Source organism: Micromonospora sp. NPDC049060, assembly GCF_040649055.1.
GTDB lineage: Bacteria > Actinomycetota > Actinomycetes > Mycobacteriales > Micromonosporaceae > Micromonospora > Micromonospora reichwaldensis.
Window position 1 is genome coordinate 1 of record NZ_JBEZEV010000027.1, and the last position, 26,744, is coordinate 26,744.

General features: G+C 71.5%; 25 protein-coding genes. 8 read left to right on the top strand and 17 right to left on the bottom strand.

Going from position 1 to position 26,744, the window contains the following annotated elements:
• From AB0B83_RS13215 to AB0B83_RS13235, 5 genes are all read left to right on the top strand, one after another.
• On the top strand, positions 1 to 849 hold an 849-nt coding region (locus AB0B83_RS13215; RefSeq protein WP_357578362.1), incomplete at its 5' end, for an IS3 family transposase.
• 19 nt (positions 850 to 868) lie between these two features.
• The gene (locus tag AB0B83_RS13220) at positions 869 to 1,093 is read left to right on the top strand and encodes a helix-turn-helix domain-containing protein (protein ID WP_357578363.1); all 225 of its coding nucleotides are present in this window, start codon (positions 869 to 871) and stop codon (positions 1,091 to 1,093) included.
• A gap of 7 nt (positions 1,094 to 1,100) precedes the next feature.
• Positions 1,101 to 1,865: an HD domain-containing protein gene (locus tag AB0B83_RS13225; RefSeq protein WP_357578364.1), complete on the top strand. Its 765-nt coding sequence runs from the start codon at positions 1,101 to 1,103 to the stop codon at positions 1,863 to 1,865.
• Between the two features lie 91 nt (positions 1,866 to 1,956).
• Complete coding sequence (locus tag AB0B83_RS13230; RefSeq protein WP_357578365.1) at positions 1,957 to 2,937, top strand: DUF2804 domain-containing protein; 981 nt, start codon at positions 1,957 to 1,959, stop codon at positions 2,935 to 2,937.
• Positions 2,938 to 3,003: 66 nt separating this feature from the next.
• The gene (locus AB0B83_RS13235; protein WP_357578366.1) at positions 3,004 to 4,230 is read left to right on the top strand and encodes a MalY/PatB family protein; all 1,227 of its coding nucleotides are present in this window, start codon (positions 3,004 to 3,006) and stop codon (positions 4,228 to 4,230) included.
• A 98-nt stretch (positions 4,231 to 4,328) separates the two neighbouring features.
• On the opposite strand, the gene AB0B83_RS13240 is transcribed toward AB0B83_RS13235, so the two are convergent.
• The gene (locus AB0B83_RS13240; protein WP_357578367.1) at positions 4,329 to 5,483 is read right to left on the bottom strand and encodes a hypothetical protein; all 1,155 of its coding nucleotides are present in this window, start codon (positions 5,481 to 5,483) and stop codon (positions 4,329 to 4,331) included.
• 94 nt (positions 5,484 to 5,577) lie between these two features.
• The gene (locus tag AB0B83_RS13245) at positions 5,578 to 6,600 is read right to left on the bottom strand and encodes a carboxypeptidase-like regulatory domain-containing protein (protein ID WP_357578368.1); all 1,023 of its coding nucleotides are present in this window, start codon (positions 6,598 to 6,600) and stop codon (positions 5,578 to 5,580) included.
• Between the two features lie 308 nt (positions 6,601 to 6,908).
• Here AB0B83_RS13245 and AB0B83_RS13250 point away from each other — a divergent pair, with 308 nt between their 5' ends.
• From AB0B83_RS13250 to AB0B83_RS13260, 3 genes are all read left to right on the top strand, one after another.
• A complete protein-coding gene (locus AB0B83_RS13250; RefSeq protein WP_357578369.1) occupies positions 6,909 to 7,487 on the top strand; it encodes an IS607 family transposase in 579 nt (192 codons plus the stop codon).
• A gap of 5 nt (positions 7,488 to 7,492) precedes the next feature.
• The gene (tnpB, locus tag AB0B83_RS13255; RefSeq protein WP_357578411.1) at positions 7,493 to 8,857 is read left to right on the top strand and encodes an IS607 family element RNA-guided endonuclease TnpB; all 1,365 of its coding nucleotides are present in this window, start codon (positions 7,493 to 7,495) and stop codon (positions 8,855 to 8,857) included.
• Positions 8,858 to 9,168: 311 nt separating this feature from the next.
• On the top strand, positions 9,169 to 9,366 hold the full coding sequence (locus AB0B83_RS13260; RefSeq protein ID WP_311411230.1) for a hypothetical protein: 198 nt from the start codon (positions 9,169 to 9,171) through the stop codon (positions 9,364 to 9,366).
• Between the two features lie 136 nt (positions 9,367 to 9,502).
• On the opposite strand, the gene AB0B83_RS13265 is transcribed toward AB0B83_RS13260, so the two are convergent.
• The 15 genes from AB0B83_RS13265 to AB0B83_RS13335 form a co-directional block, all read right to left on the bottom strand.
• Positions 9,503 to 10,405 carry a hypothetical protein gene (locus AB0B83_RS13265; RefSeq protein ID WP_357578370.1) on the bottom strand — a complete coding sequence of 301 codons (903 nt, stop codon included), beginning with the start codon at positions 10,403 to 10,405 and terminating at the stop codon, positions 9,503 to 9,505.
• A 139-nt stretch (positions 10,406 to 10,544) separates the two neighbouring features.
• Positions 10,545 to 11,585: a hypothetical protein gene (locus AB0B83_RS13270; RefSeq protein ID WP_357578371.1), complete on the bottom strand. Its 1,041-nt coding sequence runs from the start codon at positions 11,583 to 11,585 to the stop codon at positions 10,545 to 10,547.
• A gap of 173 nt (positions 11,586 to 11,758) precedes the next feature.
• Entirely contained in the window at positions 11,759 to 13,792 is a 2,034-nt protein-coding gene (locus AB0B83_RS13275; RefSeq protein ID WP_357578372.1) for a hypothetical protein, read from the bottom strand.
• A gap of 428 nt (positions 13,793 to 14,220) precedes the next feature.
• Positions 14,221 to 14,901: a CmcI family methyltransferase gene (locus AB0B83_RS13280; protein ID WP_357578373.1), complete on the bottom strand. Its 681-nt coding sequence runs from the start codon at positions 14,899 to 14,901 to the stop codon at positions 14,221 to 14,223.
• A 731-nt stretch (positions 14,902 to 15,632) separates the two neighbouring features.
• The gene (locus AB0B83_RS13285) at positions 15,633 to 16,709 is read right to left on the bottom strand and encodes a 2-oxo acid dehydrogenase subunit E2 (RefSeq protein WP_357578374.1); all 1,077 of its coding nucleotides are present in this window, start codon (positions 16,707 to 16,709) and stop codon (positions 15,633 to 15,635) included.
• On the bottom strand, positions 16,702 to 17,724 hold the full coding sequence (locus AB0B83_RS13290; RefSeq protein ID WP_357578375.1) for a transketolase C-terminal domain-containing protein: 1,023 nt from the start codon (positions 17,722 to 17,724) through the stop codon (positions 16,702 to 16,704). The genes AB0B83_RS13285 and AB0B83_RS13290 overlap by 8 nt, the downstream gene beginning before the upstream one ends.
• Complete coding sequence (locus tag AB0B83_RS13295) at positions 17,717 to 18,625, bottom strand: thiamine pyrophosphate-dependent dehydrogenase E1 component subunit alpha (protein ID WP_357578376.1); 909 nt, start codon at positions 18,623 to 18,625, stop codon at positions 17,717 to 17,719. The genes AB0B83_RS13290 and AB0B83_RS13295 overlap by 8 nt, the downstream gene beginning before the upstream one ends.
• Positions 18,618 to 20,120 (bottom strand): AMP-binding protein, encoded by a 1,503-nt coding sequence (locus AB0B83_RS13300; RefSeq protein WP_357578377.1) that lies wholly within the window; start codon positions 20,118 to 20,120, stop codon positions 18,618 to 18,620. Before AB0B83_RS13300 ends, AB0B83_RS13295 begins: the two co-directional genes overlap by 8 nt.
• Positions 20,117 to 21,028 carry a diiron oxygenase gene (locus AB0B83_RS13305; RefSeq protein ID WP_357578378.1) on the bottom strand — a complete coding sequence of 304 codons (912 nt, stop codon included), beginning with the start codon at positions 21,026 to 21,028 and terminating at the stop codon, positions 20,117 to 20,119. Before AB0B83_RS13305 ends, AB0B83_RS13300 begins: the two co-directional genes overlap by 4 nt.
• The gene (locus AB0B83_RS13310; RefSeq protein ID WP_101409372.1) at positions 21,025 to 21,267 is read right to left on the bottom strand and encodes a phosphopantetheine-binding protein; all 243 of its coding nucleotides are present in this window, start codon (positions 21,265 to 21,267) and stop codon (positions 21,025 to 21,027) included. Before AB0B83_RS13310 ends, AB0B83_RS13305 begins: the two co-directional genes overlap by 4 nt.
• Position 21,268: 1 nt before the next feature.
• Entirely contained in the window at positions 21,269 to 22,180 is a 912-nt protein-coding gene (locus AB0B83_RS13315; RefSeq protein WP_327027953.1) for a transglutaminase domain-containing protein, read from the bottom strand.
• A complete protein-coding gene (locus tag AB0B83_RS13320) occupies positions 22,177 to 24,555 on the bottom strand; it encodes a peptidase domain-containing ABC transporter (RefSeq protein ID WP_357578379.1) in 2,379 nt (792 codons plus the stop codon). The genes AB0B83_RS13315 and AB0B83_RS13320 overlap by 4 nt, the downstream gene beginning before the upstream one ends.
• Positions 24,552 to 25,280 (bottom strand): SDR family oxidoreductase, encoded by a 729-nt coding sequence (locus AB0B83_RS13325; protein WP_357578380.1) that lies wholly within the window; start codon positions 25,278 to 25,280, stop codon positions 24,552 to 24,554. The genes AB0B83_RS13320 and AB0B83_RS13325 overlap by 4 nt, the downstream gene beginning before the upstream one ends.
• Positions 25,273 to 26,472 (bottom strand): class I adenylate-forming enzyme family protein, encoded by a 1,200-nt coding sequence (locus AB0B83_RS13330; protein WP_357578381.1) that lies wholly within the window; start codon positions 26,470 to 26,472, stop codon positions 25,273 to 25,275. The genes AB0B83_RS13325 and AB0B83_RS13330 overlap by 8 nt, the downstream gene beginning before the upstream one ends.
• Positions 26,473 to 26,475: 3 nt before the next feature.
• A complete protein-coding gene (locus AB0B83_RS13335; RefSeq protein WP_089000851.1) occupies positions 26,476 to 26,742 on the bottom strand; it encodes an acyl carrier protein in 267 nt (88 codons plus the stop codon).
• Between the last annotated feature and the right edge of the window lie 2 nt (positions 26,743 to 26,744).

A 26,744-nucleotide genomic window follows, 5' to 3' on the forward strand; every position in this document is an offset into this window, starting at 1 on the left:
GCCGACGGGATCCCCGTGGCGGTGACGTGCCGGGTGTTGAAGATCGCTCGTCAGCCCTACTACCGGTGGCTGGCCCGACCCGTCACCAGCGCCGAGGAGGTGGCGGCGTATCGGGCCAACGCGTTGTTCGACGCCCACCGTGATGATCCGGAGTTCGGCTACCGGTTCCTCGTCGACGAGGCCCGCGACGCCGGGCAGCCGATGGCCGACCGCACCGCGTGGCGGATCTGCTCCGGCAACGGCTGGTGGAGCGCATTCGGCAAGCGCAAGCGTCGCGGCAAGGCCGGCAAGCCAGGCCCACCCGTGCACGACGATCTCGTGCGCCGGAACTTCACCGCCGACGGCCCGAACCGGCTGTGGCTGGCCGACATCACCGAGCACCACACCGCCGAGGGCAAGCTCTACCTGTGCGCGATCAAGGACGTCTGGTCCCACCGCATCGTCGGCTACTCCATCGACTCGCGGATGAAGTCCCGCCTGGCCGTCGCCGCACTGGACAACGCCGCCGCCAGACGCGCCGGCCTGGCCGGCTGCATCCTGCACACCGACCGCGGATCCCAATTCAGGTCCAGGAAGTTCGTCCGAGCCATCAACCGCCACCACATGACCGGATCGATGGGCCGAGTCGGCGCCGCCGGCGACAACGCCGCCATGGAATCCTTCTTCGGACTCCTGCAGAACAACGTCCTGAACCGGCGATCATGGACCACCCGCCAGCAACTCCGGATCGCGATCGTGACCTGGATCGAACGGACCTACCACCGCCGCCGACGCCAGCGATCGCTGTCCCGGTTGACCCCTGTTGAATTCGAGACCATCATGCACGCACCGGCCAGTCAGGCCGCGTGACTACACCTGTCACCTGCCGGTGCAGCAGACCCGGACGACCCCCATCCGGTACGTCGAGCAGGTCCGGGTCGAGGCCGCGAAGACCCTGCTCGAAGCCACCCACGACGGGGTGGCTCGCATCGCCCGCGCCTGCGGCTTCGGCTCGGACGACAGCATGCGCCGCGCGTTCCTGCGCGGCATCGGCATCACCCCGGCCGAGTACCGCCAACGCTTCAGGTCCACGCACCCGACACCCGAAAGATGAGATACCCGTGACGCCTTCCTTCTCGCGGCGAACCGCCCTCGGCACCGGCCTGGCCGCCGGCGCCAGCATGCTCACCGGGCTGGTGCCCGCCGCCCCGGCCGCCTCCCACGCCGCGCCGGACGCCGACCTGTCCTTCCCGTCGACCCGGCTGGCCCGGGAGGCTGCCCGACTGATCGGCGAGGCGCAGGAGGCCTACCTGCGCAACCACAGCCTGCGTAGTTTCCTGTTCGCCCGCGAGGCCGCCGCGCAGGCCGGTCGGCGGCCCGGACGCGACTACGACGAGGAGGTCGTGTTCCTGATCTGCGCCCTGCACGACATGGGCCTGACCGCACGCGCCAACTCCGACCAGCGGTTCGAGATGGACGGCGCCGACTTCGCCGCCCGGTTCCTCGAGGAGCGGGGCGTCACCGACCGCCGGGTCGACACCGTGTGGGACGCGATCGCCATGCACACCACGCGCAGCTTCCGCGACTCACCCGTCTTCCAGCGTCGCCGGCCGCCGGAGATCGGCATCGCCCAGACGGGAATCAGCATCGACCTCATGGGCATCAACAGCCCGGTGCCACCCGAGTACGCCGACCGCGTCCACCGACGTCATCCCCGCCTCGGCGGCGCCCGGGCCGTCACCGACGCGATCGTGGCGCAGGCACTCGCCAATCCCCGCAAGGCCCCGGCCGCCACCCTCCCCGGCGAGATCCTGCACCAGCGTCACCCCGAACTGCCCTACCTGACCTGGGACATGCTCCTGGACTCCAACGCCTGGGGCGACTGACCCGGCCCGTACACCAGGGCCTTCCTCGGCGACCTGACCTCGCCGTGCCGATCCCGGCAACAGAGGCGGCGGGCCGGTTACCCTCGCCGTCGTGACCCACGAGAACGAGATCACCGAGCCGGTCGACCTGTGCCTCGCGGGTGGGCGGCTCAATCCCGCCGCCGTGGGCTGGAGCCGCCGCCCGCTGCACCGGGCGAACCTGCGCGGCTGGGGCCGCAACAAGCGCTGGGAGTACTGGGGGGTCGTCACGCCGACCCACATCGTCGGCCTGGTCGCCTCGTCGCTGGACTACGCGGGAGTGCACAGCCTCTACCTGCTCGACCGCGCGACCAAGGCCGAGATCGACAGGAACGCGGTGGTCCCCTTCGCCCGGGGCGCCCTCTTCCCGCCAGTCAGCGGGGCGGGCGCCGTTCGGGCGCGCGGCGGCGGGCTCTCGATCGACATCGACCAGGCGCCGTCGGGCACCACCATCCGCGCCACCGCCCCCGGTCTGGAGGTCGACCTCGTGGTGCCGCTGCCGGCGGGTCACGAGTCGCTCGGCGTGGTGGTGCCCTGGAGCACCCGCCGGTTCCAGTACACCGTCAAGGACCTCGGCCGCCCGGTGCGCGGCACCCTGCGGGTCGACGGGGTGGCCCATCCGATCGCCGAGGCCGACTCCTTCGCCGTGCTCGACCACGGTCGCGGCAAATGGCCGTACGCGATCCGCTGGAACTGGGCCGCCGGCAGCGGCCCGGGTCGGGCGATCCAGCTCGGCGGTCGCTGGACCGACGGCACCGGCTCGACCGAGAACGGCCTCTTCCTCGACGGCCGGCTGCACAAGATCGGCGACGAGCTGCGCTGGGAGTACGACCGCGCCGACTGGTCGCGGCCGTGGCGGATCAGCGGTGCGCGGGTGGCCGTGGAGTTCCACCCCTTCCACGAGAAGATCGCCAGGACTAACCTCGGTGTGCTCGCCAACGAGACGCACCAGTGCTTCGGGCACTTCACCGGCTGGGCGGCGGCCGACGACGGCGAGCGCGTCGACCTGGACGGGCTGGTCGGCTGGGCCGAGGAGGCACGCAACCGCTGGTAGGGGCGCCGGGGCCGGACGTGGGCGCCGGGCGGGACCGAGGCGGCACCTGGCCCTATGGTGGGCGGTATGGCAAGCCCTGGCCCCTCCGCCGACGGCTCGGCGGCCCGGAATCCGCTCACCCTGCTCACGCTCGACGCACTCCGGCAGCGCACCAGCGTGAAGTGGCGCATGTTCCCGCCCGACGTGCTCCCGCTCTGGGTCGCGGAGATGGACGTGCCCCTCGCTCCCCCCGTGGCCGACGCGCTCCGCCGCGCGGTCGACCTCGGCGACACCGGCTACTCGTACGGGACGGCGTACGCGGAGGCGATCGGCGACTTCGCCGCACGGCGTTGGGGCTGGCGGGACTTCCGCGTCGCGCACACCTCGGTCGTGCCCGACGTGATGATGGGCGCCGTCGAGCTGCTCCGGCTCGTCACCGATCCCGGTGACGCGGTCGTGGTCTGCTCCCCCGTCTACCCGCCCTTCTACGCCTTCGTCACCCACGCCGACCGGCGGGTCGTCGAGGCCCCGCTCGGGCCCGACCGGCGCATGGACCCCGCCGCCCTCGACGAGGCCTTCCGCCGCGCGCGGGCCCACGGCCGCCGGCCGGCGTTCCTGCTGTGCAATCCGCACAACCCGACCGGGGTCGTCCACCGGCGCGAGGAGCTCGAGACCGTCGCGGCGCTGGCCGACCGGCACGGCGTGCGGGTGGTCTCCGACGAGATCCACGCTCCCCTGGTGCTGCCGGGGGCGCAGTTCACCCCGTACCTCACGGTGGCCGGCGCCGAGAACGCGTTTGCCCTGGTCTCCGCCTCGAAGGCGTGGAACCTGGCGGGTCTCAAGGCGGCGCTCGCTGTCGCCGGACCGCAGGCCGTGGCCGACCTCCGCCGCATGCCGGAAGAGGTCAGCCACGGGCCCAGCCACCTCGGTGTCGTCGCGCACACCGTCGCGTTCCGCGAGGGCGGGCCGTGGCTCGACCTCCTCCTCGACGGTCTCGACGGCAACCGCGCGCTGCTCGCGACGCTGCTGGCGAAGCACCTCCCGTCCGTCCCGTACCACCGCCCCGAGGGCACCTACCTCGCCTGGCTGGACTGCACGGGGCTGGGCGTCGACACGGAGCAGCCGGCCGACGACACCGGCGTGGTCAGCGACGTCGCCGGGCCGGCGAAGATGTTCCTCGACGACGCGCGGGTCGCCCTCAGCTCCGGGCACGTCTTCGGCACCGGCGGGACGGGCTTCGTGCGGCTCAACTTCGCCACCTCGCCGGCGATCCTCACCGAGGCCGTCATCCGCATGGGCGACGCGGTCCGCTGAGGACGCCCGCCGTCGGCAGGGGCCTGGGGCGACATCGCGTCCGGCGCGCGTTCGCGGTTCGCGCACGGGTCGTGGGCTGGCCCGACGACCCGAGGCGTTCAGTCACCGTCAGCGCCGCCGGTGCGCCCGGCGTCGGCCGGCTGGTCGAACAGCCGCTGGTAGCGCTGCACCGCGAGCAGGACCGCCAACTGACCGAGCGCGCTGACGGCGGCCGCGAACTGGTCGAGGTAGAACACCAGCAGGTTCACCACGCTCAGTGAGGTGACCAGGCCGGCCTGGGCGAGCTCGACGGCGCGGCGCGCCATCCCGCGCAGCAGCAGCCCGGCCGCCACGATGAGCGCGGTGCCCACGCCGGCGTCCAGCAGCGCCCGGACGAGCAGGAGCAGCACCCCACGGCGGTCCTGGATGTCGACGCGGGCGAACTCGTTGGCGGTGGCGAGCACCCCCTCGCTGGTTCCGTCACGCAGGTCGACAGCGACGGCGACGATCGTGGTGAGGTCGCTGAGGGTGGCGAAGCCGAGCAGCCCCAGCGCCAGGACCAGCCCGACGCGCAGCCGTCCCCGGGTCAACGACCGCGCCAGCCACGCCCGCACGGCGACCGCGAACCGGGCGATCCGTCCGGACCGGTGCTCGTACGGCGGCAGCACACCGGGCCCCGTCAGCTCCAGCAGCGCCGCGGCCAGCGGCTGCAACCGGTCGTCGTCCGGACTCGCGGCGGCGGCGCCGAGTCGTCTCCGCAACTGCGCCCGGTCCCGTTCGCTGAGCCTCCCGTCGACGGCCTCGCCGAGCAGTTCCAGCGCGGCGTGCAGTTGCGCCCGCGTGCCCTCGACCCGCGTGCCGCGGGCGCGCACGTACAGCCACACGCCGATGAGGAAGGCCGCGTAGGCGATGGGCGCGGCGGCCGGGAAGAAGTAGTCGTTGTCGGCGGTGATGAACTTGCCGACCTCGTCGATGAAGAGGCCGGTGCCGATCCCGGCCAGCAGCGCCGCCCCGAGCAGCGCGGCCCGGTTGACGACAAGCAGCGGGACGAGCGCGGCGACGAACAACGACAGGCCACCCCACAGGGCGTGCGAGATGTGCAACGTGCCGCCGCCGACCTGCGGATAGCCGGTCAGCGCCAGGAATGCGCGGGTGCCGAGGACCGCGCCGCCGAACCCGATCAGCATCAGCAGCATGTAGTGCTCCGCGTCCAGTCGCGCCACCAGGCGTCGGGAGGAGCGACGGTGGCGCTGCCAGTGGGACGGGAAGCTCATGTGGACAGCAAACACCTGACGGCAGGGTGCCGGTGGCGCCTCCGCCAAACGCGGGCACGGCCTCGATCCGTCGACCGGCGGGCGGTGCCGAGCGTCAACCGCCGGTGCCGGCGGTCAGGTCGAAGTCGGCGACGACCGGCGCCCGACCCACCCACACGAGGTTACCGTCGGCGAACCTGTCGCCGGCCGGATACCAGCGGCCGGGCCCGTAGGAGCAGTCGCACCGCAGCTTGACCAGTTGCCCGGGGAGCATCGGCAGTCCGTACGACGTGCCGACGTCCACCGCGCCGACGACGTCCCCGGTGAGGGCGTCGAAGGCGACGACCGTGCTGTAGGCCGCCAACTCGTCGGTGCGGACCGCGCCGCCCACGGTGGTCGGAGACCGCAGGGCCTGGTGAAGCGTCGCGGTGCCGCCGGGGCGCACCCGGACCGTCCGGGCCAGCAGGGCGGCGCCGACACCACCGGACCACTGGGTCGCGATCCCCGTGCCGGAGAACCGCAGGGCCCAGTCGTACGGCCCGAGCCCGGTGATGCTGTAGCGGCCGGTGTCGTCGGTGATCGGCGTGTCGGGGCTGTACTTCGGGTGGGGCACGAACGGCACCACGGCGACGTGGACACCCGGAACCGGACGCCCGCTCGCCGCGTCGGTGACCACGCCCGAGATCCGGCCGGGCGGGTCGAGCCGGACCGGTGGGGCGGCGGTCGTGGCACCGGCGCCGACAGTGACCACCCACGCCCGGTGGCGCTCGCCGGTGCCGCCCTGCCCGCCGACCCACTGGCGCCCGTACCGTGCCGCCTCGTAGGGCTGGGCGAAGAGCCGGTAGCGTCCCGGCTCCACCCCGGTCACCTCGATCCCGCCCCGGTCGTCGGTGCAGCCACCGACACTGCCGAGCTGGCTCTCGCCGGTGGACACCCGGGCGAGTCGTTCGCGGTCCAGCGGTACGAGGCTCACGCAGGCGCGGGCCGGCTCCCCGGTGCCGGCGTCCTGCACCGTCGTCGTCACGCTGCCGGTGGCCGCCGCGGCGCTGGCGGGAGCGGGCGCGACCGGCAGCAGGAGAAGCGCGGCGGCCACGCCGACGGCTGCCCGGATGCGTCGTCTGAGCTGAGGATCGGTCATCGAGGGCTCCGGTGGGCTGCGGTGACGGCCGGCACCCGCCACCGTAGCGGCCACCCGTGGGCCGGGCTGTCGGGTCGGTGACCGCCACGCTGTCAACCCGCGGGATGACACTGACTATGATCGATCGAATGAATCAGCATGACGGATCCGGCTGCTGCGGGGGCGGCGACGAAGGCGTACCCGGCATCAGCCGCCGTGGCGTGCTGCGCGCCGCGGCGTGGGGCGCGGGCGCCATGACCGTGGGCGGGGTTGTTTGCTGTAGCCAGTTTTGTGTGCGAATGTTGGTGGACGTGGGCTAACGTTGGCGCATGAAGCTTGCCGAGTGGGCGCGCCGTAACGGTGTGCACCCGCACACCGCTTACCGGTGGGTCCGTGAAGGAACCATGCCGGTACCGGTCCGCAAGCTTCCCTCCGGCACGATCATGGTCGACGTCGACACTCCCGCCAGTCGCGCGGAAACCGTCGTGGTGTACGCCCGCGTCTCGTCCGCTGACCAGCGCGCCGACCTGGACCGGCAGGTTGCCCGGGTAACCGACTGGTCCACCAAGCAAGGCTTGCCCGTCTGCCGCGTGGTCACTGAGGTCGGGTCGGCGCTCAACGGCAAGCGGAAGAAGTTCCTTGCGCTGCTGGCCGACCCGAGCGTCACGACGATCGTGGTAGAGCACCGGGACCGGTTCGCGCGCTTCGGTGCCGAGTACGTCGAAGCGGCGCTGACTGCACAAGGCCGGCGGCTGCTGGTGGTCGACCCCGGTGAAGTTGACGACGACCTGGTACGCGACATGACCGAGATCCTGACCAGCCTTTGCGCACGCTTGTATGGACGCCGTGCCGCCGCTGACCGGGCCAAGCGTGCTGTGGACGCGGCCACCGGGGGCGACCAGTCGTGAAGACGATGCAGGCGTATCGGTTCGCGCTCGACCCCGCCCCGGTGCAGCAGCGGGACATCCTCGCCCACTGTGGTGCGGCCCGGGTCGCGTACAACTGGGGTCTAGCCACGGTCAAGGCCGTCATGGACCAGCGGACGGCTGAGCGAACCTACGGTGTCCCCGATGAGTTGCTGACCCCTTCGATCGGATGGAACCTCCCGGCGCTACGCCGAGCGTGGAACGCTGCCAAAGGTGATGTCGCCCCTTGGTGGGTGGAGTGCTCCAAAGAGGCGTACAACACGGGTCTAGACGGTCTGGCGCGCGCGTTGAAGAACTGGGCCGACTCCCGTGCCGGTAAGCGTGCCGGCCGCCTGGTGGGCTTCCCCCGATTCAAGTCGAAGCGTCGCGCTACGCCGTCCGTGCGGTTCACCACCGGTGTCATCCGGGTGGAGCCAGACCGTAAGCACGTGGTGCTGCCTCGGCTGGGCCGGATCAAGCTCCACGAGTCGGCGCGGAAGCTGGCCCGGCGGATCGACAACGGCACCGCCCGGATCATGTCCGCCACTGTGCGCCGCGAGGGTGGCCGCTGGCACGTGTCGTTCACCTGCGAAGTTGAGCGGACCGTACGGGCGCCACAGCGGCCGAACGCGACGGTCGGCGTAGACCTGGGCGTGAAGACCCTGGCGGTGTTGTCCACCGGCGAGATGGTCGTCAACCCGAAGCATCTGGCTGGTGCGTCTCGGAAGCTGCGGCGGCTGTCCCGGTCCGTATCCCGGAAGGTTGGCCCGGACCGCCGTACCGGCCAGCGGGTATCGAAACGGTGGGAGCGTGCCAACCGGGCTCTCGGCAAGACGCACCACCGGGTCACCAGCCTGCGACGGGACGGCATCCACAAGCTGACCACCCGGCTCACCAGCGAGTACGGCACGGTCGTCGTGGAAGACCTGAACGTTGCCGGAATGGTCCGTAACCGGAAGCTTGCCCGTTCGATCTCCGATGCCGGGTTCGGGGAGATCCGCCGGCAGTTGGCGTACAAGACCGAGTGGAGCGGCGGCCGGCTGGTGACGGCTGACCGCTGGTATCCGTCGAGTAAGACCTGTTCGGGCTGCGGCGCGGTGAAAGCCAAGCTGCCGCTGCATGTTCGAACGTACGTGTGTCAGTCCTGCGGCATGTCCCTTGACCGGGATGAGAACGCGGCACGGAACCTCGCGAAGCTGGTAGTCGCCGGGAGTGGCCCGGAGACGCTAAACGGACGTGGAGCCGACCGTAAGACCCCGCTTGCGGGGCGGGTGACGACGAAGCGTCAACCTCGCGCCGCGCAAGCGGATCAGACGAGGACCGTTGGCCGGCAACGGTCAGCTGTTGATCATGTGCCTACATTTGCACACTGATCGGCAACGGTTCCGGCCCAGATCTCCCGCAGCAGCGTGATGGCGTGCTGATCCGCCCGTAGCCTCGCCATCGGCCAGCCGGAGTCGGCGCGGACACCGCCCCCGACCTTGGGGACGACCCGGATACCGCCACGCGACGAGAAGCCGCCCGAAGGCACTGATCTTGCCATTTCGATGCTCCTACGGTGGTCGCGGGTAAGGGCAGGGAGGGCGGATCCGCAGGGCTGCCTTGCCCACGCAGCCACCCGGAACGCCCGGTCTCGCTTCGGAAGTCCTTCGGCGCACCGGCGAGCAACGGTAGCGTCGCCGGTGTGAGGGTGTTGCTGCGGCACGGCCCTGGCGACGGGCAGGTGGTCGACGGCCGAGGCGAGACAGTGGTGTGGGGTGCCTGCCTGTACGAGCGGACCGGTGACCGCGAGGAGCGCCACGGTCACACCCTGATCGTGTTCCGGCACCGGCCGGACTGCTGCGAGCCGTACGGGCGGGGCGGCGAGGACCGCTGCGAATGACGCCCTCGACGATCCGGTGTTCGCGCCGGTGTTCCTCGTGCTGCCATGTGGCGGCCCGGACCCGACGGCGTCCTGGAATCGGGTACGGGCGACGGCCGCGAGGCGCGCGGGGCGGTTGACGGCGGTTCCGCCAGCCTCAGCGGCGGGCGCCGCCGGGCCGACCACGGCCGGTTCCCGAGGCCCGGTGGCCGATGCGCGGAGCCCGCACCACCGCGGCGTTGCCCGCCCCCGGGCGGAAGTCCCGCGCCGCGGCGGCGACCATCTCGTCGGGATCGCCGCCGAGCGCCTGCCGGATGTGCGGCGGCACCACCTCCGACGTCGCCAACGCCATCCGCACCTGCACCGAGCGGTCGTCGACCAGGCGGCGCAGGTCCGCGTCGTCCAGCTCGACCGCGAGCACGAGCGCGACGCGGACGTCCACCACGGGGTCCTGGGCGAGTGCGCTGCGCTGGGCGGCGGTGGTCCGCGGGTTGCGGGCGAGCCCCTTGCGTACGCGCGCGGTGCGGTCGGCCATCAGGGCGGTGATCACGTCGGGGTCGTGGGTGTGGGTGGCGAGCCGTTCCCGCACCTCGGGCGACACGTCGTCGACCAGCCGCGCGGCCAGCTCGGGCTCCAGTTCGCGCGTCTCCGCCAGGAGGCCGCGGAGCTCCTTGTCGGGAGCTTCCGCCATCACCCGGCGGACCGACTCGTTGCAGGCCGGGTTACCGGCGACCGCCCAGCGGACCCACCGGTCGGCGTCCTTGACGAGTACGAGGAGGTTGCCGATCGAGGTCGAGGGGTTTCTCGCCACGGCCTCCCGGACGTCGCGATCACGGTCCCGGGTCAGCGGGCGCAGTGCCTGCGCGGGCGCGTCGGTACGGGTCGCGACGGCCTTACGGACCACGGCCGACGGGTCGGACGCCAGGTCGATGAGGGTCATCTGTGGCGTGGTGGGGTCCTGCGCGACGGCGAGCCGCGCGTCGACGCCGCCACCCGTCGCGTCGGCGGCACCCGACCCACTGTGACGGTCGGGTCCGCCGACGTCCTGCTGTTTCCCCATGGGCGCCATCATGTCACGGGCCGTCATCGGCGCCGCGAGCCCCGCCCAGGGCTTCGACGGCGCTCGCGGCGCCGCTCCTGCGGCTGCCATGGGCAGGTCGACACCGGCGCGCTGGCGCGGCCGGCCCGGCCCACGCCGGTCAGTTCTTGGCCTTCGCGTGGTCGAAGAGGTCGGCGACGTCCTCGTCGAAGTACGGGCCGTACATGTTGCCGGAGAACTTGTACGAGGCCACCGAGTTCACGTGCCCGAAGCCCTGCGAGTTGTTCCACGCCCGCAGGAAGGGCCCGCCGCTGGTGCCCTCGTTGAGCGGGCAGTCCATGAGCTTGACCCGCTGGGTTCCCGCGGCCTTCGTCGTGCTCTGGCAGTAGTGCTGCCACTTGCCGTCGAAGGGTGCGACGCCGGGATAGCCGAGCAGGGTGGCGGCGACGCTGTGGGGGTAGTTGAAGCTGATGCCCTCCCCGCCGGTGACATCCACCAGCCGCTTACCGTTGCGCGGCCACACGGTGACGAAACCGTAGTCCCACCACAGGATGTCGTGGTCGACCCAGCCCTTGGTGGAGGTCATGCTCCGGGCACTCCACAGCCCCCAACTGGACGGGCCGTCGGCGTAGTTCGGGGCGAAGACCCAGTTGGTGTACCAGTTGTCGGAGCCGTCGCCGGGGTGCAGGCAGTGCCCGGCGGTGGAGAGCAGGTTCGCCTTGGCCGTGTTGATCGCGCTGGCGGAGCAGAAGTAGTCCTCACCGTTGACGTCGGTGAAGAAGACCCGCCCGACACCGGGCGAGGGATTGACGGACTGGGTTCCCGCCCCGGCGGAGGCGTTCCGGGCCGAGACCGATGGGCCGGGAACCGCCGTACCCGTGCCGCGCGGGCCGATCGGCTCCGCGCCCGAGCGGGGTTCACCGACCCGGCCCGGCCGGTCGGCGGCCTCCCCGGTCAGCTCCTCCTCGCCCACCAACGGTTCCAGCGGCGCCGCGGATCGCATCCGCTCCGGCGTCCAGTACGCCTCGGCCAGGGTCTGTGCGGCGGCCGCGTCCCGGATCGGTCGGCCGTGGAACGTCGCCTCCGCCTCGACAGGGATCCCGTTTGGCGTGGTCGCGCTCGCCTGTGCCGGCGTGCCGAGCAGAGCGAGCCCGCAGAACATGGCGGTGGCCGCCGAGATGATGCCGTGACGCCTTCGCACCCGATCCTCCTCAGGAGCCGGCCCGGTGGCCATCCGCCACAGGTCCGGCAGAGGTGACGCTAGGGCGCTGGCCCGCCGCCGGGCAGCGGTCTGTCAGCATTGATCCAGAGACATGTATCTGCTTGCGGCCGGGCGACTCGGGACGGCGTGGGATCGCCCAGACGGGTCAGCGCTCACGCGCAGGGCTTCCGCCCGCAGACGTCGATCACCTTGCCGGTGAGCAGGAACACCGCCTTCTGTCTCTGGGCCGCGGCCTGGGCGCGCGGGAACTCGTGCGAGTCCTCGCCGTACTCCGGCCCGGCCGGGGCGAGGTTCGTCGGCGGTGGCGCGTACGCCGCGCCGCTGTTCCAGACCACCATCGCCGAACCGGTGTACGGGTACCTGCGGATCGGCGCGATGCCCCAGTACGGGCGCACGTCCGGCGACCAGCCGTCGGCCAGCGCGGGGGTGTGCAGGCGGGCGCCGATGGTGCGCGCCTGGACCTCCGCCGCGGCGGGGGAAACCTGCTGGTCGCCGAAGGCGACGTGCATCAGCACCTGGTGTGCCGGGGTGCCCGGCAGCGGGCGGTCGGTCATGTGCTGGGCGTACCCGTTGGCCTCGGACCGGTCCCACAACATCTGCAGCAGCGCGAGGATCAACTGCTGGTCGACCTTGTCCGGGTAGTAGCCGTCCATGATCGTCTGGAACGGGGTGAAGGACACGCTGCGTTGCAGCAGCGTGGAGTAGTTCATCGCCGGCACGCCGAGCACCGACCGGGTCCAGTCCTGGGCGATGGCGGTGAGCGCGCCGCCGTTGATGCCGCCCTGGCTGTTGCCGTCGTAGTGCAGCCCGCCGGCCACGTCGATCAACGGCCGTGCGGTGGCGTCCCGGAACGCCGGGTGGGCGGCGAACCCGCCCGGGTGGATCATCGCCCGGCCCAGGAAGAGGAAGTTCAGGTAGCTCTGCTGCAACCGGTCGGCCACCGCGGGGAAGCCGCTGAGGTCGGTGAAGGCGCCGGCCACGTAGGGGACGTCGGCGGCGGCCATGCCGATCCAGCTGGTCGCGCAGAAGGTGAAGTCGTACGTGTGCGACATCGTCTTGACGTTGCCGGCGTTGATCTCGGTCGGCTTGCCGAGCAGGCCGTGGCCGTAGAGCGAGAGGTGTGCCGGCTTCGCGGCGGAGGCGCTGCGCGGGATGTTGCAGACGAAGTCGGCCGCCACCGTCTCGCCGGACGGTGTGGGCAGGGCGTCCGGCGTCGGTGGCGCTCCGCCGCCGCCGGCCGGCCCGTAGTGCAGCCGGGAGCCGGGCCCGCCGTCGCCGGTCAGATACGACGGTACGCCGATGGTGCCGGTCACCTGCCGGGCGATCAGCGGCTCCTGCTCCGGCGGGTAGTCGGTCACCTGGGTCACGGTGAAGGACGGTGCGGCCCGGCGGAGGGAGGCGAACGCGCCGTCGCGGACCGCCAGCATCCGCCCGGTCAGACCGTGCCGGCTGGCCACGGTGAAGTCCCAGGCCAGGTGGAGGCTGTGCCGCTTGACGCCGGCCCTGGTCAGGTCGGCGAGGATCCGCTTCATCTGCGGGACGCGACGGTCCCGATGGCCGAGGCCGGCGCCGGTCACGTACGCCGTGAACGACTTCGGCGCCGGGATCAGCGCCCCGGTGCCGTCGCGCATGCCGCGCAGGCCGACGACGTAGCGGGTGCCCTCGGTCAGCGCCACCGCCGGCCGGATGATCAGCACCTGCCGCTCCGGCTGGCCGGCCGCGTGCGCGTCCAGCTCGGCCCAGTACGGCGTGCGCCTGCCCGTCCGGGCGTCGAGCAGCACGATCGGCGCGTCGGGCGCCAACGAGCGGCCGATGTCAGTGACCGGCGCGATCCCGGTCGCCGCCGCGTCGAGGCCGGGCACCCGCACCAGGATCGGCGAGCCGGGACTGAACCCGTCCTGCCGGTTCCATTCCGTCGGGTCGATCGGGGTGCCCTGGACGTTGGCGGGCATCGCGGAGGCCGGGAACCGCACCCGCTTGCCGGTCGGGCTGCTGCGGTCCGGCACGGTGAAGTAGTCGTTCGGGAACGGCAGCAGGCAGGCCGTCGGGTCGATCGGGTCGCAGCCCTGGTGCCCGGCCGGTGCGGGAGCCGCGGGCGGCGCCGCGGCGGCGGCAGCGCCGAGCAGGACGGCGCCTGCGGTCACCAGCACGGACACGGCGAGACGGAGCCGTCTGGGTGTGGTCACGCGCATCTCCTTCGGCACCGGACCGTGGTCCGAGGCAGGGGCCGACGATGGTGGTGGAGCGTGGTGTTCTTCCTACGCTCGTGAATGGATCTCGGCAAGAGGGCGCTACTCGCCGCCGGTATCCCCGGCACGGCGACTCCAGCGCACCACGACACGCGTTTCGACAGCAGCGGCGATCGCACCGACTCGAAGTGGGCAGAACGCTGCCCTCGTCGCGCCGGAACCCCGTCGCCTCCCGTACGGCATCCGCCACACCGCGGCCCTGCGGACCGGCCACCAGAACAGCCCTTGGTCACTGATGCCCTTCTCTGGACAAGAAGACCATCGACCAAGGGCTGTTTCCGTGCCCGGTCGCGATTCCCGCAGGGCCCCGGGAGTCAGGAATCAAGTTGGTGGCTGGTGAGACGACGACTGCGCGTCGGGCATCCTCACACTCGCCGCAGATAGCCGCCAGGGAACCAGGTGAACATCAGTTCCTCCTTCGACCTGTCGACTTCGAAGCGCTGATCGGGCAGGAATTCCTCGAGCGCCTCCCAGGGCCCGTCGCCCGGTTCCCACGGCCCCGCCTGGACCGGGTGCCCGCTGAGGTTGGTGTCCTGCACGATCAGGTAGCAGCCCGGCGTCACCAGGTCGGCGTACGCCGCGAGTTCCGCGAGGACGTGCTGCTTGCTGTGGTCGCTGTCGAGGATCACCATGACCCGCTCGACGGCCTGCGCCTTTTCCCGCATCTGGGCGACGACGGCAGGATCGACGGACGACCCGGTCATGGTGTCGACCCGGTCGAAGTACGGCGATTCGATCGCCATTCCTTCGCCGTCGATCCAGCCGCTCGGTCCGGCGAGATGTTCGGGCTTGACGTCGACCGTGGCGACCCGGCCGTTACCGACGAGTCCGAGCATGGTCGCGTAATAGAGTGCGGACCCACCGTGCCGGGTGCCGGTCTCGATGATCAGATCAGGTCGCGTCTCGTGAATGATCTCCTGGATCATCCACATGTCCATCGGATTCTGGTGACACGCCACGCCGAGCCATGTCCGGCGACGCCACACCTTGCTCTTGTAAAAGGCCCGCTGGAACGTGTCCACAGCCCCAGAAACATCAGCATCCATGGGGGGGAAACTATCACGACAAATGCTGGCCGGTGATCATGCCTCTGACCAAAAAACGCCGGTACGGGGTGACCCCTTTTCTCGAACAAAACGCCCAGGAGGCACGCCTGAGAAAGGGTCGGGCACTGCGGCTCGTTCCATAACCGTAACCATCGGTCACGGCCGGTTCCGGACCGTGACCGTCTGATTCCCGCCAATGCCGGCAGGTGCGACAGGGGACCCGCCGGCCACGTCACCGACAAGGCGGACGGAGGCGCCTGAGCGAGGTGCCCAAGCGCCTCCTGCCGCCTTACTGGCAGGCCATCGGGCCGCCGACGACATCGTCCAGCTCGTCGTCGGCCATCTCACGGATGTCGACAGCCTCGAAAGTCACCTCGATCATGTTGGTTCACCCCCTCCCCGCATCATCGGTCACACTGCACCCGACCAGCTGGTCGGATGAATCACATGCAACGGGCCGCGCCCACCACATCGTCCAGCTCCTCGTCGGACATCTCACGGATGTCGACAGCCTCGAAAGTCACCTCGGTCATGTTGGTTCACCCCTTTCCGTATCATCGGTCCTTCTCCACCCGACGGGTTCGATCCGCAAGCCGTGGCAGCGGACTCAAGTCCACAGGTTCCACACGGATCGACAGCCCTTCCATAGCGGGCTGGGGGCCATAGGATACCTCCGTCATGTCCACGGGCGATGTCGCGTTGGTCGCGTTCAACTGACAACTGTCAGGGGGCTATCGACCCGCCTCCAGATCGGCCTTGACCGCGCGCAGGAACGCCGCCGCGGACCGACCGTTGACAAAACGATGGTCGTATGCCAAACCCAGATGGAAATAGTCACTGGTGGTGACCGAGCCATCATTCTGAAGCACCAACTCGCGCTGCATCGAGGCGAGAGAGACCGCGCATGTGTGTTCCGGGAAGATGAGCGGCTGCGCATGCACGACGTCCGCGTCCGTATGTATCGTGAGCGCGATGTTCGACCCGGCCAGATCAGCCTCGGCGAATTCCCCGCGCACGGCGGCGCGACGGAACCGCAACAGGTCGGCGGCGACGTCCCGTAGCGGCCGGGTGTCGGCGTCGGCGACGACCGGCAGGTAGAGGCCCCTCCCGACGTCGATGGTGACACCGACGTGCGCTCCCGGCCGAACCGTCGCCGCCTGATCGCCCTCCGCTCGCGCGAAGCACAGCGGGAACTCCGCCCGCCGCGCCGCGATCGCCTCGACCACCAGCTCCGGGATGCCGACGAATCCGATGGTCGCCGCCTCGGCACGCAGGCGTTGTTTCAGTCGATCGGCGACCACCTTGACGACCGTGTACGCGGCGGGGATCTCGCGGTGCGAAGTGGACACCGTACGGGCGATCCGTCGCTGGGCCGCGGACACGGTCACCCGCTCGGCCGTGGCCGGCGGCGCCTGCCCGGCGACCAGCTGTTCGATGTCCGACCGCGCGATGACCGGCTTGCCGATCGACCGTACGGCCGCCTCCGCCACACCGTGTTCGGCCATCAGCCGCCGGGCCGGCTCGGTGATGGTGATCGAATCCGGATCGGCGGTCTGCTGTGCCGGCGGCGGGCGGTCGCCCCCGCCGACGGTCGCCACCACCTCCCCCGGGCGGCAGGTCGACGGTGCGGACGTCCGCTGCCACAGGACGCCGGCGTCGTCCGCGACGAGTTCGTGCGCCGCCTTGGACGTCTCCACCAGAGCCACCGCGGTGCCCGCCTCCACCGGCGCCCCATCGCCGACCAGCCACTCGATCAGCGTGTACTCCTCGTCGGTCGCGTTGAGCCGCGGCAGCCGGATGTCACCCACCGGCGACCGCCGTCACCACAGCGCGGATGTCGTCCGCCTGGACCAGCACCGCACGCTCGAGGTGGGGTGCGGCGGGGATGGTGCTCGGCGGCGCGTGGAGCAGCCGGACGGGCTGGGACAGCAGGTCCCACATCTGCTGGTGGATGGTGTGAGCCACCTCGGCCCCCCACGTGCCGCCGGCCGTCGCGTCCTCGACGACCACCACCCGTCCGGCCCCGGCGACCAGAGCAGCCAGCGGCGCGGGGTCGAACGGGTAGAGCCGCGACGGCACCACCGCACGCACCGCGATCTCGTCAGCCAGATAGGCACCCCGCATCCCGCCGAGCACCCTGTCGGTGAGGCCGCCCGGTGCGATGACCACGACGTCGGCCCGGTCGACCCCGCGTACGCCCAGCACGGCGAAGTCGCAGGCGCCACCGATCCGCTCGCAGTGGAACAGCTCGTCTCCGGCCGCCGCGCCGAACCGCCGACGGCCGTAGAGCACCTTGTCCTCGAAGTACATCGCGGGGGCCCCCGAGTCGAGGATCCGGGCCAGTGTGGCGTGCGCGTCGTGCACCGGGCTCAGCTCGTGCACGGCGAGGTTGGGGACGCCCACGAAGTGCTTCTGCAGGCTCTGGCTGTGGGTGGGCCCGTATCCGCGGTTGCCCCCCGTCGGGCACCGGATCACCAGCGGCATCCGCACCGGTTCGCCGTACATCGTGACGGCCTTGCTGGCCAGGTTGACGATCTGGTCGAAGCACAGGGTGGCGAAGTCGGAGAACATCACCTCGACCACCGCCTCCCGGCCCCGCAGGGCCAGGCCGACCGCGAAGCCCACGATCGCCTGCTCGCTGATCGGAGTGCTGAGCACCCGTTCGGGATACCCGGTGGACAGCCCGCGGGTGACGCCGAAGGCGCCGCCGTACGGGTCGGCCATGTCCTCGCCGATCAGATGGAGATCCGGCCTCTCCGCGAGCAGGGTCGCCAGGGCACGGTTGAGGCCCTCCCCGACCCGCTCGGCCCCCGGCTCAGCCATGACCGGCACCGATCAGCGGTCGGGCGAGTACCGACTCGACCACGTCGCGGATCTTCCCGGTCGCCGCCGCGTCCAGGCGGTCGACCTGCTCCGGGAACGCCGCACGGTAGTGCGGGTACCAGTCACGCCCGGCGACGGCCTCGAGCTCCGCCGACGTGCGGGTGTCGTCGCCCTTGCTGTGCGGGCCGAGCCGCACCGTGTCGAACTCGACCACCAACGGAGACCCGTCGTCACGTACGGCGGCGACGAGCGGCGCCAGACTGGCCCGGATGGCGTCGACGTCGATGCCGGTCACCCTGACGTGACGGATGCCGAAGGCGGCACAGCGGTCGGCGACGCTACCGGCCATCTGCGCCGAGGTCGGGGTGGACTGGGCGATCCCGTTGTGTTCGACGACGACGACCATCGGCACCCGCCAGAGCGCGGCGAGGTTGAGCGCCTCGTACACCACCCCCTCGCCCCAGGTGCCGTCCCCGACGTACGCCACGGAGATCGAGTTCGCTCCGGTGCGCCGCATGTCGAAGGCGGTGCCCACCGCGACCGGGACCAGTTGCCCCTGGATGCCGGTGGACATGAAGCCCGGGCGGCGGATGTGCTGCGAACCGCCCATTCCGCCGCACACCGCGCCCTCACGGCCGGCGAGCTCGGCGAGCAGGCCCGCCGGATCGTCGTAGCGCGCCAGGTAGTGGCCGTGTCCCCGGTGGTTGCTGAACACCTCGTCGTCGTGGCGCAGCAGGGACTCGACCACGACCGGGACGTGCTCCTGGCCGAGGCAGGTGTGGCTGGTGCCCGGGATCAGTCCCCGGCCGAGCAGGTCGAGGACCGCGTACTCGAAGCGTCGGATGGACAGCATCGCCCCGAGGGTGGAGTCGGCCAGCGGGCGCAGCCGGCTCTCACGCATGGGTGACCTGTCCGCCGGCCACCAGGTCCCGGGCCCGCGCGGCGAGCACCCCACGGTCGATCTTGCCGTTCGCCGTGTGCGGGAACGCGTCGATGTCGCGGCACAGCAGCGGCACCATGTATCCCGGCAGGATCGAGGACATCGGGCGACGGATGTCCACGCCCGGGGTGCCGACGTAGAACACCGCCAGCTCCGTCCGCCCGGCCGCCTCGAACGCCACCGCCACGGCCCGTTCCACCCCCGGCAACTGCCCGACGTGCCACTCCAGCTCGTCCAGCTCGACCCGGTAGCCGCGGACCTTCACCTGCCGGTCGACCCGACCGAGATAGACGAGTTCACCGCCGGCGCACTCCCGGACCCGGTCGCCGGTGCGGTACCAGCGCACCGAGTCGCCGTCGTGGAAGCGACCCTCGTCGTCGGCCGGATCGAGATACCCGGGGAACATCTGCTCCCCGGTCACGCACAGCTCGCCTTCGGTGCCGTCCACCCCGTCCTCGACGATGCGGTACCTGAGATGCGGGTACGGCGCGCCGATGGGGACGACGCCGTGCACGGCGAGGTCGGCGGAGTCCCCGGACAGCCGGTGCGCGGAGCAGGCGATTGTCAGCTCGGTCGGGCCGTACAGGTTCTCCACCACCGATCCGGCCGCCGCCCGCTGCCAGTCCTCGGCATCCGTCATGCGCAGCGCCTCACCGCAGAAGAGGCTCCACCGCAGCGTCGGCATCGAGCCGGGGGTCAGCCCGCCCCGGCGCCGCACCAGAGCGATGGCGCTGGGCACGGAGAACCAGAACGTCACCCGCTCGGCGGCCAGGAACTCCGGCAGCGCGGTGAACACCTGCGGCGGTGTGGACACCACGGTGGCACCCGCGCCCCAGGCCACGAAGAGGTCGAACATCGCCAGGTCGAAGGTCTGGTCGAAGGTCTGCGAGCACACGTCGCCGGGGCCGAGGTCGTAGCGGTCGAGGTTGTACCGCAGGAAACTGTCCATGTTGGCGTGCGTGATCGCCGCGCCCTTGGGCCGGCCGGTGGAGCCCGAGGTGAACAGCACGTACGCCACGTCGTCGTAGCCGGCCCGGGGCAGGGCGGCCAGCGGCGTCGCGGCCTGCGCCGCCACGGTGAGGCCGGGCAGGGCCGCCGTGAGGTGCGCAAGCGCCGCCGCCCCCGACCGGTCGACGATCACCGTGTCGACGCCGGCCTGCGCCGCCATCCGGCAGGTACGCGCGGCGGGGAAGCCCGGGCTGAGCGGCACCGCCGTCGCGCCGGCGTAGAGCGTGGCGAGGAGCCCGGCGTACGACTCGATGCTGCGCACCGCGAGGATGCCGACGCTCCGCGCCCCGCACGCGACCAGCCCGCCAGCCCAGCGCCGGGCCACCTGGTCCAGCTCCGTGTACGTCCACTCCTGGCGACCGATCCGCAGCGCGACCCGGTCCGGCGCCATCGCCAGGCCGGCGATGAACCACTCGTGCAGCAGACGTCGTGGCAGCTGACCGGTCACCAGGCCACCGTGTCTTCCGTGAAGAGCCCCAACCGGTCGAAGAAGCGGGTGGTCTTGTGCATCACGGTCCGGTGGAACTCCTGACGGTACTGGTCGCCGAGCACCTCGGCGCGGATCCGCCGGGCCTCGGGAAGGGCGGCGTCCGCGTACACCTCGGGGTGGTAGAACGCCCGCAGGCACGAGCTGACGTAGCGGGCCAGGTACGTCCCGGCTCCCGCCAACTCCTCCGGCGTCGCGCTCTGCTTCGCCTCCTCGTACAGCGCCCGCATCATCTGCCGGCCGAACGCGATGTGCCGCGACTCGTCCTGGTGGTGGACGGCGTTGATCTGCTGCGCGATCTGCGGCAGCCGGCCGTCGGTCGCCATCTTCGCGTTGTAGTAGTCGCACAGCTCCTCCGCGATGAGGATGCGACCGAAGATGACGAGGTCACGGATGGCGGGGCCACCGTCGATCGCGCTGCCGGCGACGCGCTTGGTCTTGTAGACCTTCCCCCCGTACCGCTGGCAGAACTGGGCGAAGAACCACATGTGTTCGTTCTCTTCGTGGATGAAGTCGTGGAAGAACTCCGACAGGCCCGGGTACCGCGTGTCGTAGATCCGCCCGGCCACCTCGCCGATCAGCTCACGGATGAGGTGGACGTTGAGACTGAAGAAGTTCACCGCCTCGGCCTGGGTCAGGCGCACCCGTTCGGCATCCGACAGGCGGTCCCACACCGCGGTGCCGTGGCACGTCGTCAGCTCCGGGCTCATCCAGAACTGGTCCGTCGGCAGTTCCGCCGGCCAGTCGAAGATGTCGAAGACGTGGTAGCGCTGGTCCCGCGCCTGGTCGCTCAACCTGGCGGCGACCGTGGTGAGCCGCTCCCACGACTGGTGCATGTCCGCGTGTCTCTCCTCGACGGGGCCGGTCACATCAGGCTCCTGACCGCGTTCCAGATGGTGCCCGGAGTCGCGAAGACCTCCGGCTGCAACAGCTCGGGTGGGATCTCGATGTCGAACTCGGTCTCCAGGTTGACGATCAACTCGACCACTTCCAGCGAGTCGACACCGAGCTCGGTCAGGCTCTGGTCAGGCTCCAGGGGCGAGTCGGCACTGAGCAGCCGGCTGCGCTCCCGAATGAGCGGTTCAAAGGCGGGTGGCCAATCCACCATGTCACCCTCCCGTGTCGCGGTAGGTTGGGAATCTCGCGAAAACCGGCTGACCGGCATGCGTCACCAGGTCGCGCCAGCTGGGTCCGACGCGGCCGAGAATGGCACCGAGCGAGCGGTCGCGCTGCCACTCCGGCCCGGCCATGCCCCACTGCCCCAGGGCGTCCAGGAGCACCGGGTCGACCGGGACCCAGACCCCGTCGACCTGGAACTCCGCCCACGAGTGCGATGCGGAGATCGGTGGGGTCAGCGACCTGCCGAAGGAGAACCGGGCGGTCAGTCCCCGCCTGCGGGCCTCCTCGACCAGCAGGTGGGCCACGCCGACGCAGTCGCCGATCCCGGTGTCACGGACGAAGGCGCTGTCGGCGCGCAACGTCTCCGGCAGCCAGAGGAACCGGATGTGCCGGGTCTCCGCCAGCAGGTCGAGCACCGCGGTCGGCAGTTCCGGCCAGGTCCGCGGCCGGTCGAACGTCACCGAGTGCAGCACGCCGCCCCGGTCCTGTGCCGACGTCGTCTCGTGCCAGGCGTCGTCCGGCACCGCGAGGCGCCACCGGCACGGCTCGTCGTGCCCCGGCTCCGGGCACTGCGCCACGTAGTCCATCCGGTAGCGGGCGTGGGCGGTGGGGCGCCCCAGCTCGCGGATCCACCAGGAGAGGACCTTGCGCCCGCGCGAGCGCGGGTCCAGGTGCACCGAGACGTTGCGCAGGTCGGTGGCGTCGAACAGGAGGCCGTCCGCGCCGGCCGCCGAGGGCAGACCGGCGGCGACGAGGACGTCGAGGCCCGGCCCGTCGATCTGGTACTCGGCGGCGGCCGTGGCGGCGTCCATCTCGAAGCGCCGGTGCGAGTGCGGCACCTGCAGGATCAGCGGCAGCAGGGCGTCGAGCGCCTGCCGGTCGAGCCAGCGCTCGGCTGTCACGAGGCACCTCCCACGAGGCGCCGGTACAGACCGTCCTCGGCCATCAGGTCCTCGTGACGGCCACGCTGGACGAGCCTGCCATCGCTCATGACGAGGATCTGGTCGGCGGCCTCGGGATGGGAGAGCCGGTGGGCGACGACCACCAGCGAGCGCCCGGTCCGGCGCAGGTTGGCCATGATGCGGTCCTCCGTGAGCCGGTCGAGGGCGCTGGTCGCCTCGTCGAGGATCAGCAGCTCGGAGTTCCGCAGCAGGGCCCGCGCCAGGGAGATGCGTTGGATCTGCCCACCGGACAGGCCCGCCCCGGAGCTGCCGAGCAGCGTCTCGTACCGCATCGGCATCGCGTCGATGTCGTCGTGGACCTCGGCCAGCCGGGCGGCGGCGATGACGTCCTCCAGGGAGCACTCCGGCCGGCCGAGCGCGATGTTCTCCCGGATGGTCCCGCCGAACAGCCGGGCGTCCTGCCGGACGTACGCCATCGACCGCCGCGCGGCCGGCCGGTCCAGCTGATCGGTCGGCGTGCCGTCGAGGGACACCGTGCCGGCGCTGGGCAGGTAGAGCCCCGCCAGCAGCATGGCGAGCGTCGACTTGCCGGAGCCGGACTCACCGAGGATGAGAGTGAACTGCCCGGGCTCGATCTGTGCGTTGACGTCCACGAGCGCCGGCGTCCGCGCGCCCGGATAGGCGAACCGCACGTCGTCGAGCGTGATGGCGCCGGTGACGCGGGACGGCGCCACCGCGTCCGGGCCGGCTTCCGGGCGCGCGTCCAGGATGTCGGCGAGCCGGGTCAACGTGGCCCTCAGACCGGCGACCTCCAGCCCGGTCTGCACCAGACTCGCCAGCGGTACGAACATTCCCATGGCCAGAGCGGAGAAGCCCACCACCCGGGACAGGGAGATCTCGCCGCGACCGAGCAGGACCAGACCGGCGGCGAGCACGGCGAGCGGAGCGAGGAACTGGATCGCGGTGCTGGCGGCCTCGCACACGCCGAGGAACCGCCGGCTGCGGGTCCTGGCGTTCACCTCGGCGACGAACGTGTGGCTCCAGGTCTCCGCCGCGGCGCCCTCCAGCCCGGAGGCCTTGAGCGTCGGCACGCTGTCCAGCAGCTGGAACAGCTCGGTGTGGCTCTTCGCCTGCGCCTCCAACAACGCCGCGGTCAGGTATTCCTGCTTGCGCCAGCTGAACGCGAGCAGGGCGAGCTGGGCGACGGCGAGGGTGAGCACCAGGGCACCGAGGCGCCGGTCCGCGACGACGATGAGCCCGCCGTACACGAGCACCAGCACCCCGTCGAGCACGGCCGACAGCGCGGATCCCGTCAGGATCTGACGGACCGCGTTGCTGGTGCGGACCCGCATGGAGAGGTCGCCGGTGTGGCGCTGGGCGAAGTAGTCGAACGGCAGGGCGACGAGGTGGTGGACCGCTCCGAGGGTCACCGACTTGTCGGCGAGGGTCTGCACGGACAGCAGGGCCAGCCGACGGACGGTCTGCATCCAGAAGTACATCCCGAACAGCACGACCGCCGCCCCGAACAGCAGCCAGGCGCTGACCGGTTCGCCGGGCTGGCTCGCCCGGTGCACGACGTAGGTGGAGGCGGCCGGCACCGCCAGGCCGCACAGGGTCAGCGCGACCGAGGTCAGCGCGAGCGGAACCCAGGCGGCCGTACGCGGGAAGAACTTCGACAGGTACGGCAGGCGGCTCGCGCCGAGGTTCCGGGCGTTGGCCCCTCGCCGCGACGTCGTGGCGCCGACCGGTGGATGGAACTCCAGCGCCACACCGGTGAACGCCTTGCCGGCCTCGGCCAGGCTGACCTTACGGCGACCGAAGGCCGGATCGACGATGTACAGGTGGGTGTCGGTCACCCGCTCCAACACGACGAAGTGGATGAAGTTCCAGAAGAGGATGGTCGCCGGGGGGAGGTTGCGCAGCCCTTCGATGGAGACCCGGACCCCGCGCGCGACCAGGCCGCGCCGCCGCGCGGCAGCGAGCATCGCGCGGGCCGCGACTCCGTCCCGGCCCGTGTTGGTCTCGGTGCGCAGCTCGTCGAGGGGGACCGGTTGACCGAAGTAGGCGAGGACCATCGCCAGCGCGGCGGCCCCACACTCGCTCATCTGCGACTGGAGCACGACCGGAACCCGGGTGCGCGAGACCCGCAGCGCGGCCCGCACGTTGCGCCACCGCAGGCCACGCAACGCGGCCAGGCCGGGTAGCGCCCGCCAGCCGAGCTCCACCGCGTCGCCGGCGTCCCGGTTGACGCCGTGGTGACGCAACGCCTCGCGCCGGAAGCGCTGCCGTCGGTCGGTGAACTCCGTCGGTAGGCTCGTCGCCTCCGGCGGCCGGGGGGCCTGTTCCGCCTGCCCGGTCTTGTCCAGCGTGCTCATCCGCCGCTGCCCGAGTCGACCCGGAGCACCTGCGCGGTGATGGCCTCCGCGGCGGGCGAGAGCAGGAACTCCACCGACCGCGCCACGTCGGCGACGGTGGCGGCCCGGTTGAGCATGTTCCGTCGGTTGATCGCGGCACGGAGGCCGTCCTCGATCGATGCGGTCATGGCGGTGTCGATGAAGCCCGGAGCGACGCAGTTGACCGTGATGCCCCGGCTGCCGACCTCGGCGGCGAGCACCCTCGAGAACCCTTCCAGAGCGCACTTGGTCGCGGTGTACGCGCCGAGCCCGCGGAAGGTCCGATGGGCCGCGATCGAGGTGATGTTGACGATGCGCCCGCCACGGCGGTACATCGCCTTGACCGCCGCCTGGGACAGGGACATCGGGACCTCGACGTTCAGCTGCCACATCCGGGTCATGTCCGACCGTGCGGCGGCCACGTGCAGAGCCGCGCTCGCCACCCCCGCGTTGTTGACCAGACCGTGGAGATCGGCGCACTCCCGTAGCCGGTTGGCCACCGTGAGCCGATCGTCGCCGCTGGTGAGGTCGGCGGCGAGGAACGTCAGCGGGTCACCGACGGACTCCCGCAGGGCCGCGAACTCGTTGGGGGCGGTCCGTGCCACGGCGACCACCCGGTAACCGACGGTCAGCAGCTGCCGGGTGACAGCCAGCCCGATGCCCCGGGTACCGCCGGTGACGAAGACCGTCCCGAGCGCCTCACTCACCGCGGGCCGCCTTTCCGGACGGTGCCATCGGAAGCTGGTCGACGACGGTGACGCGACGCGGTTGTTCCGCCGGGGCCAGTACGCGGCGGGCATGGGCCTTGACCCGCTGCACGACCAGGTCACGGTCGGAGCCCGGCGGCGTGACGACGTCGGCGCCGACGACGGCGCCGAGCACGCTGCTGCGCACCGGGTAGACGCGGACCGCGACGACGTCCGGATGTTCCTGCAGCAGCCGGGCCACGTGGCCGGGTACGACCTTCACGCCACCCACGTTGATGACCTCGCCGCGTCGCCCGAGGATGTGCAGGCGCCCACCGTGGATCGCCGCTTCGTCCCCGGTCGGCAGGTACGGTGCGCCGGGCGCCGGGGACAGGAGCAGCTCGCCGTCACGTACCGCCAGCGCCTTCCCGGTGGGCCCGTACCCGTCGAGGACGGAGAGCGGCAGGCCCGGCAGTCCGTCGGAGACGGTGGCGATCCGGCCCAGCTCGGTGCTGGCGTAGAACTGCAGGACGCGTTGCGGCGCGAACGCCGACTCGATCAGGCGTAGCAGCTGGGCGTCCACCGGCTCGCCGCCCATCGAGACGGTGTGCACCCGCGGTCGGGCCTCGTCGGTCCCCCGGTGCAGCGCCGCCATCCGCCAGAACGACGGGGTGCCGGCGACGACGTCGTAGCGCGCGCCCGTCCCGGCGGCCAGGTCGGTCGGCGTGAGGAAGTCGATGCTGGCCGCCCTGCCCAGCGCCTGGCTCACGGCCTCCACCCCGGCGTAGGTGAAGGGTGCGTAGCCGATCCCCCACCTCTCGTCACGGTGCGCGGTCTCCCAGTCGGCGCCGCGGGTCAGCTCCGGCCAGGGCCAGTAGGTCGGGGTCGGGGTACCCGTGGTGCCCGACGAGAAGATCCACAGCCCGCCCTGCGCTGCGCCGGTGGGCCGGCCGTCTTCCCCGGTGGGCCGGATCCGCCCGCTGGCGACGTTCAGCACGGCCTGTGGGCGCAGCTCCGCCAGCGCCGACGCGGTGACGGTCGGACCCACCACGACCACTGACGCGTCGAGCGGGCGGAGCGCACGCAGTGCGGCCACGAGATCCGGCCCGGAGGCCACCTCGACCGCGAGGTGGCGCAGGCCGGTCGCCGCGACCGCCTCTCGCAGCCGGACGATCCGTTGCGCCAGCGGATCGGCATGGGTAGTCACGGGCATGGCTCAGCCTGCTGCCGGCTGCAGCGCCCGGCAGAGGTCCGCGAGCGTCTCCATCCGGTCGACGGCGACGACGTCCAGCAGTACACCCAGCTCCTGCTCGAACTCGACGATGAGTTCCGCGACGACGAGGCTGTCGATCTCCAGCTCGGCCAGCTGCATCGCGCCCGTGTAGCGCGGCGCGTCGCCGACCGGCGGCACGGTGAGCACCCGCTTCGCCACCGCGTCAAGGGTTTCCTCGTCGATCACCGTGTCGACGTGGACACTCTCCACGC

What these genes read in the sequence shown, in the direction of transcription:
- AB0B83_RS13235 (WP_357578366.1), top strand. Translation starts at nt 3,004, where the DNA reads ATGGCAAGCCCTGGCCCCTCCGCCGACGGCTCGGCGGCCCGGAATCCG.
- AB0B83_RS13240 (WP_357578367.1), bottom strand. Translation starts at nt 5,483, where the DNA reads ATGAGCTTCCCGTCCCACTGGCAGCGCCACCGTCGCTCCTCCCGACGC.
- AB0B83_RS13245 (WP_357578368.1), bottom strand. Translation starts at nt 6,600, where the DNA reads ATGACCGATCCTCAGCTCAGACGACGCATCCGGGCAGCCGTCGGCGTG.
- AB0B83_RS13250 (WP_357578369.1), top strand. Translation starts at nt 6,909, where the DNA reads ATGAAGCTTGCCGAGTGGGCGCGCCGTAACGGTGTGCACCCGCACACC.
- tnpB (WP_357578411.1), top strand. Translation starts at nt 7,493, where the DNA reads ATGCAGGCGTATCGGTTCGCGCTCGACCCCGCCCCGGTGCAGCAGCGG.
- AB0B83_RS13265 (WP_357578370.1), bottom strand. Translation starts at nt 10,405, where the DNA reads ATGGGGAAACAGCAGGACGTCGGCGGACCCGACCGTCACAGTGGGTCG.
- AB0B83_RS13280 (WP_357578373.1), bottom strand. Translation starts at nt 14,901, where the DNA reads ATGGATGCTGATGTTTCTGGGGCTGTGGACACGTTCCAGCGGGCCTTT.
- AB0B83_RS13290 (WP_357578375.1), bottom strand. Translation starts at nt 17,724, where the DNA reads ATGGCTGAGCCGGGGGCCGAGCGGGTCGGGGAGGGCCTCAACCGTGCC.
- AB0B83_RS13295 (WP_357578376.1), bottom strand. Translation starts at nt 18,625, where the DNA reads ATGCGTGAGAGCCGGCTGCGCCCGCTGGCCGACTCCACCCTCGGGGCG.
- AB0B83_RS13310 (WP_101409372.1), bottom strand. Translation starts at nt 21,267, where the DNA reads ATGGTGGATTGGCCACCCGCCTTTGAACCGCTCATTCGGGAGCGCAGC.
- AB0B83_RS13320 (WP_357578379.1), bottom strand. Translation starts at nt 24,555, where the DNA reads ATGAGCACGCTGGACAAGACCGGGCAGGCGGAACAGGCCCCCCGGCCG.
- AB0B83_RS13330 (WP_357578381.1), bottom strand. Translation starts at nt 26,472, where the DNA reads ATGCCCGTGACTACCCATGCCGATCCGCTGGCGCAACGGATCGTCCGG.